Annotated in this window: 10 protein-coding genes; 2 read left to right on the forward strand and 8 right to left on the reverse strand. The window is 58.7% G+C overall.

Annotation, left to right across the window (positions count from 1 at the left end):
• Positions 1–73: 73 nt before the first annotated feature.
• Together M3436_02240 and M3436_02245 are read right to left on the reverse strand one after the other, a co-directional pair.
• On the reverse strand, positions 74–820 hold the full coding sequence (locus tag M3436_02240; GenBank protein ID MDQ3562988.1) for a DnaJ domain-containing protein: 747 nt from the start codon (positions 818–820) through the stop codon (positions 74–76).
• 5 nt (positions 821–825) lie between these two features.
• Entirely contained in the window at positions 826–1,542 is a 717-nt protein-coding gene (locus M3436_02245) for a VWA domain-containing protein (GenBank protein MDQ3562989.1), read from the reverse strand.
• A gap of 221 nt (positions 1,543–1,763) precedes the next feature.
• Between M3436_02245 and aas the strand changes: the two genes are divergently transcribed.
• Positions 1,764–3,890 carry a bifunctional acyl-ACP--phospholipid O-acyltransferase/long-chain-fatty-acid--ACP ligase gene (gene aas / locus M3436_02250; GenBank protein ID MDQ3562990.1) on the forward strand — a complete coding sequence of 709 codons (2,127 nt, stop codon included), beginning with the start codon at positions 1,764–1,766 and terminating at the stop codon, positions 3,888–3,890.
• Positions 3,890–4,900 carry a porphobilinogen synthase gene (gene hemB, locus M3436_02255; GenBank protein MDQ3562991.1) on the forward strand — a complete coding sequence of 337 codons (1,011 nt, stop codon included), beginning with the start codon at positions 3,890–3,892 and terminating at the stop codon, positions 4,898–4,900. The genes aas and hemB overlap by 1 nt, the downstream gene beginning before the upstream one ends.
• Positions 4,901–5,423: 523 nt before the next feature.
• Here hemB and M3436_02260 read toward each other — a convergent pair.
• The 6 genes from M3436_02260 to M3436_02285 all read right to left on the reverse strand — a co-directional run.
• On the reverse strand, positions 5,424–5,933 hold the full coding sequence (locus tag M3436_02260) for a PIN domain-containing protein (GenBank protein MDQ3562992.1): 510 nt from the start codon (positions 5,931–5,933) through the stop codon (positions 5,424–5,426).
• Positions 5,920–6,729, reverse strand: coding sequence for a hypothetical protein (locus M3436_02265; protein ID MDQ3562993.1), 810 nt, complete (start codon positions 6,727–6,729; stop codon positions 5,920–5,922). The genes M3436_02260 and M3436_02265 overlap by 14 nt, the downstream gene beginning before the upstream one ends.
• A 98-nt stretch (positions 6,730–6,827) precedes the next feature.
• On the reverse strand, positions 6,828–7,535 hold the full coding sequence (locus tag M3436_02270; GenBank protein ID MDQ3562994.1) for a DUF2442 domain-containing protein: 708 nt from the start codon (positions 7,533–7,535) through the stop codon (positions 6,828–6,830).
• A gap of 95 nt (positions 7,536–7,630) precedes the next feature.
• Complete coding sequence (ntrC, locus tag M3436_02275; protein ID MDQ3562995.1) at positions 7,631–9,028, reverse strand: nitrogen regulation protein NR(I); 1,398 nt, start codon at positions 9,026–9,028, stop codon at positions 7,631–7,633.
• Positions 9,025–10,071: a nitrogen regulation protein NR(II) gene (gene glnL, locus M3436_02280; protein MDQ3562996.1), complete on the reverse strand. Its 1,047-nt coding sequence runs from the start codon at positions 10,069–10,071 to the stop codon at positions 9,025–9,027. Before glnL ends, ntrC begins: the two co-directional genes overlap by 4 nt.
• Positions 10,072–10,268: 197 nt before the next feature.
• On the reverse strand, positions 10,269–10,550 hold a 282-nt coding region (locus M3436_02285), incomplete at its 5' end, for a hypothetical protein (protein ID MDQ3562997.1).

The raw sequence follows: 10,550 nt of genomic DNA on the forward strand, positions 1-10,550 counted from the left end.
CTTGAATTTTTATGAATAACAAGCGGCTAAGCTCGCTGAATCGGCGTGAGATCTTTCCATACCGCACGGCGGATCACGCGCTAGGTTCCTTAATCAGGAAGTCTTTCGCTTGATTGATCTTGGCGGCCAAATAGTCGGACCCGCCGCGGTCGGGATGGAAACGCAGAATAAGCCGCCGATGGGCGGCGATGATCTCATCTTTGCTCGCCCCGGGAACTAAAGCCAGGACTGCGTAGGCCTCCTCGGGTGTCATGGAAGCGCGGCCGGGCTGCGATTCACGGCCCGCCTCAGTGCTCGCCGTGGTCTTCCATTCCTCGCTATAGACCCGTTCGAGGTAGCTTTGCAGTAACGCGGCCGAGTCGGCATCGTTAGCCCGGCAATGACGGTAAATATTCACAAGATCCGCTAGGCCTAGCGCGCTCAGCCTTGTACCCGCGAAAGGGCCCGCCAAGACCTCGCCGTCGATTTCACCGCTACCGTGCTCCAGCCACATGCGCACGTAGCGGGCATCGACCGTCGATCGGCGGGCATCGCCGCCAGCGCCGACTTGGGGCCGGATCTGCCGCCATAGGCGCTGTAATAGCGGGGCGAAGTGGAGCAAGGGGAGTAGCCGGATGGCCACCGCCAGCAACGCACCGAATAGCGCCAACAGCCAATTCAGGTGGCCGGTGGTCGCCACGAATAATAACGCCACGGCCCCGAGGGCGAGGAGGACTTGCCGCAGATGCTTGGCGATGACCGCGGGCGGGGTGCGAAGAAACCAACGCCACGCGACGATCACAACGAGGGTCGCGCCTAGCGCGAGGAGCACAAGACGCACGGGCGCTAACCTTTGCGAACTTGATGGGGCAGTTGCAGGACGATGCCGCCGCGCTGCCGGCTAAAATCCTCCAGCGCGGCGCGCCCGCCGGCGGCATACACGGCGACGGCGCTCAGCAGGTCGTGCAGTTGCCGCGGACTGCTCGAGTCGAAACGGCAGTAGGCTCCGTTCGAGAGGCGCGCGATCTGTCTGAAGACGCGCTCCGCGACCGGATCGTCGCCCTCCTGAAATACGAATGCGGGAATGCCGAGGATCCCCAGCTCTCCGGCGCGGTGGCACAAGCGGTCGCTGTCTTCCTCCATGCAATCGCCCACGAAGACCAGGGCATGCACGCGGGTGCCGCGGCCTTCCCGGACAGCGTGGCTTAGCACCTTATCGATCTGGGTGTATCCCCCCAGGCAATGTACGGCCGTCATGTGCCGCAATAAAGCAATCGGCTCATGCAGCCAGGCCGTCGCCTCGAACTCCTGGAAGCCGCGGTAATAGCATAACTGGATATCCAACCCGCCGAGAGAGGCGGTTTCGGTGAACATCCGTGCCTGGATCCGGCAAGCTTGATCCCAGGTGGGTTCCCGGCTCGCGGTGGCATCCATGGCAAAGATCAGCCGTCCGCGCTGCCCGCCAGGCTTGAGCGTCGGGAGACCGGCGACTTGGCGCAGAAAGCTGTCGATGGCTCGGCGCGAGGATTTTTCCGGGAGCCGGGAGGGATCTTTATCTTTCATTGGTTCACTCACCCCGCAGGCGATATATCTTGATTAACCGATCGCCGATGATCGCCCTGTGCGACCTTATATGCGCGATCTCGGTTCCAATTTCAACCCGTGGGCGTCCCGCCAAGCGTTGCGCGGGCGCCGGAGTATAGTATTTAATGGGTTGCTACGCGCTCATCGAAATGGCGCACACGCCACTCGCCGTGGCTCGGTCTTAAATGAGGTGGGGGATCGTGAGCACTAAGCTACTGAAATCCGTTCTTCGCCCCGTTTTGCGGCGGGTCGTCGGGCTGCTGTTTCGGGTCGAGGTAACAGGGAAGATCAGCGCTTTAAACCCACAGCGACTGCTTATCATCGCCAACCATCAATCGTTTTTGGACGGCTTGATCTTAGCCTTGTTTTTGCCTTTGGATCCGGTGTTCGTCATTCACACCCACGTGGCAGAGAATCCGTGGTTCCGGCTGGCGTTAAACCTCGTCGATTTCCTGACCGTGGACCCTACCAGCCCCTACGCCATGAAAAGGGTGGTGAGACTGCTGGAAGCGGGCCGGCCGGTGCTGATCTTTCCGGAGGGCAGAATCACCATTACCGGGAGCCTGATGAAAGTCTACGACGGTCCGGCCTTCGCCGCCGCGCGTAGCGGCGCCACGATTATTCCGGTGCGCTTGGACGGCCCGGCCCGCTCCTTTTTCAGCCGCGTGTCCGGGCGTCATCCGAGGCGGCTGCTACCGCGGGTCACGGTGTCGATCCTCGACCCGGCGCGCCTCGATATTCCCGAAGGCGCCAGCGCCAAACAACGGCGCCGCAAGGCGGGCGAGGGTATGCGCAAGCTCATGCAAGGGATGATCTTCAGCTCGCATCCCATCCATACGCTCTACGCCGGGCTCATTGATGCCGTCGAGATCTTCGGCCGGCGTCACTTGATCGCGGAAGACATCAAGGGCATCGAATACAGCTACGGCAAGTTCTTGATGCAAACGCTCACCCTGGGCCGCTTGTGCGCCCGCATCACCGGGGAGGGAGAAAACGTCGGCATCCTGTTGCCGAATGTCGTCTCTACCGTCGCCCTGGTGTTCGGCATGAGCGCGTTTCGCCGCGTCCCCGCGATGCTCAACTATACCGCCGGCGCCGAGGGGCTAAAAAACGCGTGCGAGATCGCGGCTATCCACACCGTCTTGACCTCGAAAGCCTTTATCGAGACGGCGCGCCTCGGAGGTGTCGTCGAAGCGCTGCGGGATGTGAAGGTGGTCTATCTCGAGGATCTCCGGCGCGCGTTCGGTCTCGCGGATCGTTTGTGGCTCGCCGGCTATGCGCTGTGGTTCCCGCGTTGGGTGGGCGCCGTCGCCGGCGCCGAGGATCCCGCCGTGGTTTTGTTTACCTCGGGGTCCGAGGCCAAACCCAAGGGCGTCGTGCTTTCTAATCGCGCCCTGCTATCGAATATCGCTCAGGTCCGGGCCGTTATCGATCTGGGAGGCGAAGATAAGATTTTCAATGCTCTGCCCATGTTCCATTCCTTTGGATTGACGATGGGCGCGTTGTTGCCGCTGTTAACCGGCACGCGCATCTTTATTTATCCGACACCGCTCCACTACCGCGTGATCCCGGAGCTTATCTACGACCGCGCCTGCACGGTCTTGTTCGGGACCCCGACCTTTCTAAATCACTATGCCCGCTTTGCCCATCCTTACGATTTTTTCCGGCTGCGCTATGTGATCGCCGGGGCCGAGCGGCTCAGCGAGCCGGTGCGGATAGCCTGGTTCGAGAAATTCGGGATCCGGATCTTGGAAGGCTATGGCGCCACGGAAACCGCGCCGGTCCTGGCGCTGAACACCCTCATGGCATATCTCAGCGGGACCGTCGGCCAACTCTTGCCCGGCATCGACGCCGTCCTCCAACCGGTGCCCGGAATCGAGCGCGGTGGCCAACTCCACGTGCGCGGCCCGAACCTGATGAGCGGTTACTACCGTGATCCGAGACCGGGGATCATCGAGCCGCCCCGGTCGGAGGCAGGAGAGGGTTGGTATGACACCGGTGACATCGTCGAGATCGACGCCGACGGTTTCGTGAAGATCACCGGGCGTTTGAGGCGTTTCGCCAAGGTGGCGGGCGAGATGGTCTCGCTCGAGGTGGTCGAGAGAATCGCGGCCGCGGTGCAGCCCGATGCCAAGCGCGGGGAGGTGATCGTGCTGTTCTCCACGGATGGGGCGCTTACGCGCGAGCGCCTGCAGGAAGAGGCGCGCCGTTGCGGGCAAACCGAGCTGGCGGTCCCGCGACGGGTCGTGCACCTCGACGCCGTGCCGCTGCTCGGTAGCGGCAAGATCGACCATGTAAGCCTACGGCGTATGGCCGAATCCGCGTGATGCCGAAAGGGCTGGGTCATGGGACGCGATTCCCGCTCACACGCCCGCGGCGCATGCGGAGCGCAGAGTTTTCGCGCCGGCTGCTGCGCGAGCACCGATTATCCGTGGATGATTTGATCTATCCACTATTCGTCATCGAAGGGAGCGGGCGGCGCGAGGCCATCCTTTCGATGCCGGGGATCGAGCGGCTGAGCATCGACGAGTTGCTTAGGGAGGCCGGGGAAAGCGAGCAACTCGGTATTCCCGCGGTTGCATTGTTCCCGGTACCTCCCTCGGAGAAAAAATCCCCGGACGGAGGCGAGGCGTACAACCCCGAGGGCCTGGTGCCGCGTGCGGTGCGGGCGCTGAAACGGCACTGTCCCGATCTCGGCGTCATTACCGATGTCGCGCTGGACCCCTTCACGAGCCACGGCCAGGACGGGTTGATCGACGCGAACGGTTACGTCGTGAACGATGCGACCGTCGAGGTGTTGATCCGGCAGGCCCTGTCGCACGCCGAGGCCGGGGCGGATGTGGTGGCGCCTTCCGATATGATGGACGGCCGCGTCAAAGCGATACGCGAGGCGCTCGAAACGGGCGGCTATGTCAATACCAAGATCCTCGCCTACGCCGCCAAGTACGCGTCTCACTTTTACGCTCCCTTCCGCGAGGCGGTGGGTTCCGCCGCCAATCTAGGCGGCGGGGATAAGCGCGGTTACCAGATGGATCCGGCCAACGCTGAGGAGGCGCTGCGCGAAGTGGCGCTGGATATCTCCGAAGGCGCCGATATGGTGATGGTCAAACCCGGCATGCCCTACCTCGATATCCTGTACCGCGTCAAACAGGCGTTCGGCGCCCCGACCTTCGCCTACCAGGTCAGCGGCGAGTACGCGATGATCATGGCCGCCGCGCGCAACGGATGGCTGGACGAAAACGCCGTGATCCTCGAGTCGTTAACGGCGTTTAAGCGCGCCGGCGCCGATGCGATCTTGAGCTATTTCGCGAAGCGTGCTGCTGTGTTATTGAAATAGGCGTTTACAAAAGCAATATCGATAAAATATTGTCGATATCTACTGCCCCGACAGGGGCCCCTTTTCGGAGTGTAGTCTCCGAGAAGTCTAGATGCTCACATCTTGAATGTTGAACAAAACGACTACAATAAACTCACACGCCCTCTCTCGCTACGACTTAGATGTAGGGCGGGTTGGGCGTCGCTTTTTGCGCCGTAACCCGCCAAGCCGTCGGCCGCAGGCCGACACCTTGGAGTACGGCTTGGAAAAGGAGGCTCGCTGCGCGGGCCGAGTCGGTGCGTTGCGGCATAAACAGCATGTCGAACCCCACCGCTACCCGTGAACTTGCGGACCTGGTTGAAAAGGGATGCCTGACGCCTACGGGCGGCGGTGGGCGTGGAGCGGCCTACAGGCTCGTTTGGCAATAGGCGCAATTCGGCGGCGGCAGCGCCCGACCCTTGGCCCGCAGCTCGCTTGAAGCGCTCCCAACCATCTGGACGAAATTCCACCTGACCCTTTAAGCGCTGCTTTGTCATTGCGTTTGTTACTGCGCAAAGAGATCTAGCTGTGCCGGAATTGGCGGTTTGCATATGACCAGCGGATGACCCGCGACATTCCCACTTAACGGGATTAGCGCTCGCCGTTTCTTTGGATCATCTTTCTCGTCGAACGTATGAAATTCCTTCACGGCGTAGTGGATAGCTGTTGCCAAATGTATCGCGTCTGGGGTGCTCAACGATGGAAGCCCGTCAACACTTTTCTGCCTCTGATAGTAGTCTCGAATTTGACTAGCCAATTGAGTAATACGTAGATCAGCGGCCACCATCTGACAATTTTTGCGTTTGAATAAATCGTTGAATTTAATTCTTGCTTCGTCAGTAAGCGTCGATTCCAATACTTCTGTCAGTGTAATAGCTGAGGTCAATAAAATGTAATGATTCTTGTGAATGCCATGAGCAATATCGTTGACCCCTTCCATCTCATTGGGCTCATCCTTGATCCAAGCAAGCAATACGCTCGTATCCCAATATAAAAGCGGCTTACCACTGCGCATTTCTAATCAACCCAACAAACTCCTCAGAGGTTAGGTTGCCGGTAGCGGATGGGGCTATACCGCGTAAATCCAAGATACTCGGTAATTGCTGATCGTCAGGGAAGATCTCAATGTCTATGACGTTGATCGCGTATGCAAATGGCTCTCTGCTTTTATAACGAAGCTCCCCCTCTACGTTGACATACTTGGTTACACCCGCAATGGCTTTAGAAAGTAATTCATTCGGAAAGTGGCACTCAACTTTCTTTGGCCCGACTATCGGATAAATACGAAAGAGATTCGCCCCGGCGTGGACATTAAAGTACTCAAGCGTCCCAGAAATGGACCCGCGAGTAAGTTCATCGGGGCCAACAATCTTGTCAATATACGTTTCAATCTCTTTCGTAACTTCTATTGTCTCGCTATCCGTCGATATGCTGAGTTCGCTTACTCTTTTGCGAAGGGGTCCGGCAATTTTCTTGAACGACTCAAACAAATCGTAAGTAAATCCAGGCGGAGAGATACCTTGCTGAATTAGTTTGATGCCACCGACAAATTTATCTACCACCAAAGCCGTAATGTCGTCTTTGGAATCATCGGTAGGAATTGCATCGAGCACCACCGCTGCGGGACTGGAATGACGAAGATCAATGACGCGATAATAAATCGCCCGCTTATCATCATCGGTGATGGTTTCTTCGAGACGATTCAGGGCGCCCCGAATCGCGTCGAGTTGAGATGTAAAATCGGATAACCGAAGATGATCATCGTCGGACGGATCGCCCTTGAGATGTATGGTTATCCGCTTGTATGCCATTTTGACGTTGCTTAGCTCAACGTCTTTGGCGATGAGTCCAAGTAAGTCAAGCGCTTTCCTACAATCCCTTTAATGGATTTGGTCATGCGCTCGCTATCCTATTGAACAATCTGGCCGTAGTCCACATCCGCGCCGAACGCCTTTTCAACGGTGTCCATGTAGGAGCGCAGGGAGTCAGACGAAATCTGCACGCGGTTAACGAGACGCTCAGAAAGATCGCCCATGAACGCAACAGCGTTCTCGCGCGTGCGATCCACGTGTGCGCTGATCAAGAATGGTTTGAAATCGACCGTCTGTTCCTTGCCATCGTCGAATGTCAGGTGCAGGCAGTAATCGCCCACTGGTTTCGCCGTAATAATATTGATAGGGATCTGGCTCATTTCAATCTCCTGGTGATGCGTTCTGGTTTTTACTGATTTGTGCAAGACGAAGAAATCAATCCATTTCTGCACAATATCGTTGCCGCGGGCGCTGACGATGTCCGTAAAATGCTGCATTTCGCGGAAATCCAATGGCACTCTTCCGGCCACTTCGGAATAGCGAATATCGGTTACGATGCCGTCCAGTATAATTATCTCCGCTTTGGACTCGCGTCCCTGACATTTTCCATGGACGGTTCCGCCCTGGCTTGGTACCGATTCCACCGTACGCACGGTACCGTAAACGGGTGCCGCGCCCGCCCATGCCGAAAGGCGGCGCGTAAGGGATCGATGTGATTCGGTCAACAGCCGCAAGCGACGCTCGGCGAGATTGAAAGTGACGAAATAGCTCCCGCCCGCGAGACGGCTGCGACGATAGTTAACCATTGGCGCATCATATCAAGGCTCGTGGGTGTGATGGGTATCGCTACGCTCAACCCATCTACGGGCTACGGGCTGTACGACATTGGATGTGTGAGAATCTATTCCATCCCTAGTTCTTGGATCTTCCGCGTCAGGGTATTGCGCCCCCACCCGAGGAGCTTGGCCGCGTCCTGCCGCCGTCCGGCGGTTTTGGATAAAGCTGTCTCGATCATTGCCCGTTCGAACGTCTCCAAGGCTTTCGGGACTAAATTGTATTCGCCCATGGCCAAATGGCGTTCGGCCCAGCGGCGTAGCGTGGCTTCCCAGTCCTCGGCGCCACCCTCCAGGCTGGACTCCTTGAGCTCGGGCGGCAGATCGTCCACATGGATTTCCTGGGCCGCGGCCATGACCGTAAGCCAGCGGCAGACGTTCTCGAGCTGGCGGACGTTTCCCGGCCAAGAATACGCGCTCATCACGGCCAGGGCATCGGGGTGTAAGGCCTTGGGATCGACATCCAAATCATGGGCGGCCGTGGTGAGGAAGTGGTTGGCCAGTATTCCGATATCGGTCTTTCGCTCTCGCAGCGGCGGGACGCGCAAGCGTATGACGTTGAGCCGATGAAACAGGTCCTCGCGAAACGTTCCTTCCTTTACCCGCTGCTCCAAGTCCTGGTGGGTAGCGGCGATGACGCGTACATCGACCTTGATGGACTCGTGACCGCCCACGCGATAAAACTGCCCATCCGCCAGCACCCGCAAAAAGCGCGTTTGCAACTCGGCCGGCATGTCCCCGATCTCATCGAGGAACAGGGTGCCGCCATGCGCTTGTTCAAAGCGGCCCTGCCGCTGGGTCGCGGCGCCTGTAAACGCCCCCCGTTCATGCCCGAAGAGGTCGGACTCGAGGAGCTCTCTTGGAATCGCGGCCGTGTTGAGCGCGATAAAGGTCTTATTCGCCCGTGGGCTATGGCGGTGCAAAGCGCACGCGATGAGTTCCTTGCCGGTGCCCGATTCACCGGTCAGGAGGACGGTGATATTCGAGCGTGACAAGCGGCCGATGGCGCGAAAAACCTCCTGCATCGCCGGGGCCGAGCCGACGATCTCCGAGCCTTGCACCGGTTCTAATCCGACATCCTCGCGTGATTTATTGGCCCGTCCGCGCACCGCGCGGCGAATAATCGCGACCGCTTCCTCAACGTCGAAGGGTTTCGCGAGGTATTCGAAGGCGCCGCCTTGGAAGGCCGCCACGGCGCGGTCGAGATCGGCATAGCCGGTCATGACGATGACCGGCAGGCCGGGAAAATTGTGGCGGACCCGTTCCAGCAAACTGAAGCCATCCGTCCCAGGCATGCGGATATCCGAGACGATGGCATCGGGAACCTCGCGTTCGAGACTGTGCAAGGCAGTGTCGGCGTTATCGAAACACCGGGTTCGCATACTGGCTCGGGTGAGCGCCTTTTCCAATACCCAGCGGATGGCGCGGTCGTCATCCACCACCCAAATGTATTCTTGTTCGCTCATGTTCCGTTCTCAACCGGTAACCATACGCTGAATACGGTTTCGCCCGGTTTGGAGGAATAAATGATCTGCCCGCCGTGGCCATGCACCAGCGAACGGGCAATCGAGAGTCCCAGGCCGGTCCCGTTGGATCGGCCGCTGATCATCGGAAAAAAAATGTCTTCGGCAATTTTCGCGGGCACACCCGGACCGTCATCGATAATATCTACGCGAATGACCAAACGGTGGCGTTTGAGCCCGATGGTGCATTGCCGTTGCGCGCGCGTACGAAAGCTGACCGTGCCCTGATAGGAGACTGCTTGGGCGGCATTCTGGGCGATATTCAAGAAGGCTTGGATCAAATAGTCGCGATCGGCCAGAAGATCGGGCAGGCTCGGGTCGTAATCGCGGACGATGGTCAGCGCAGGGTCCGTGCCCGCGTCCAACAGCGAGCTCACGTGCTCTAACACCTCGTGAATATTGACCGCCGTCACGCGCGGGTCCGCGTTTGGCACCAGCATCCGGTCCATCAGCTTACGCAACCGGTCCACCTCACCGACGATGAGCCGGGTGTATTCCTTGTGGGCCGGCGAGGCCAATTCGCATTCAAGGAGCTGCGCCGCGCCGCGGATCCCGCCCAGCGGGTTCTTAATTTCGTGCGCCATCTCCTTTAATAGCGTGCGCAAGACATTCTGCTGCCCGACCGCCGCTTCATCGCGGAGTACGCGGCGTAGTCCGTCGCTGCTTGACATCTCGACGAGAACGCCGGTCTCCCCGTGGCCGTTACCGCACGGGGTGAGCGTGCAATCAACACATTGCGTTATGTGGTTGGCGGATACAATTTCGAGATCCCATTCGGTGACCACCTGGCCGGCGTCGAGTGCATGTTGCAACGCCTTGGCCAACGCGTCGTTACCGAATATCTGGTCGACGCGTTGGCCAGCCATTTTCTTAACGCTTGCGGATAAAAGGTTTTCGCCCGCCGAGTTGACGAGCTGCAGCCGCAGCTTGCTGTCAAACAGCAGTATCGCGGTGGATAGGTTTTCTACGATCCAACCCGCGGTCACGGACGTCGGCGGCGATCCCGCGTGACTACGCACCATTATAGTGCACCCCCCGACTCCTAAAGTCGAGTGCTTAACAACATGTCCCCAAGAATCTACGCCAGGTCCGATGAAACGCTGCAGGTTTCCGGCCTGACCATAGAAGCCCGGCAACTTCCAGACCAATTTCTAAAAAGGAACGGCGCGCGCCGCGCCGCCTTTTAATTGCCGAGCAGGACGGAGTGCTTCTTTAAATGAAAGGTCACCGTGGGCGAGGTGGATAATGCGGCGCCACTTTTGTCGACGACGGTTGCCTGAACGCTGTGTGCGCCACGATTCATCTTCGGGAGCGTGAAGTCAGTCGCCGCAGCCCCCTCAGACGGATTTCCATCAACCGACAGCACGACTTTATGCCCGAGAGCGACCTCCAGTTCGGGCGCCAGTCCCACTTCGACACGGACAGTGCCAATATTGTCCCAAATCGTCTCGTCATTGGCCGGCGC

The organism is Pseudomonadota bacterium (assembly GCA_030859565.1).
Classification (GTDB): Bacteria; Pseudomonadota; Gammaproteobacteria; order JACCXJ01; family JACCXJ01; genus USCg-Taylor.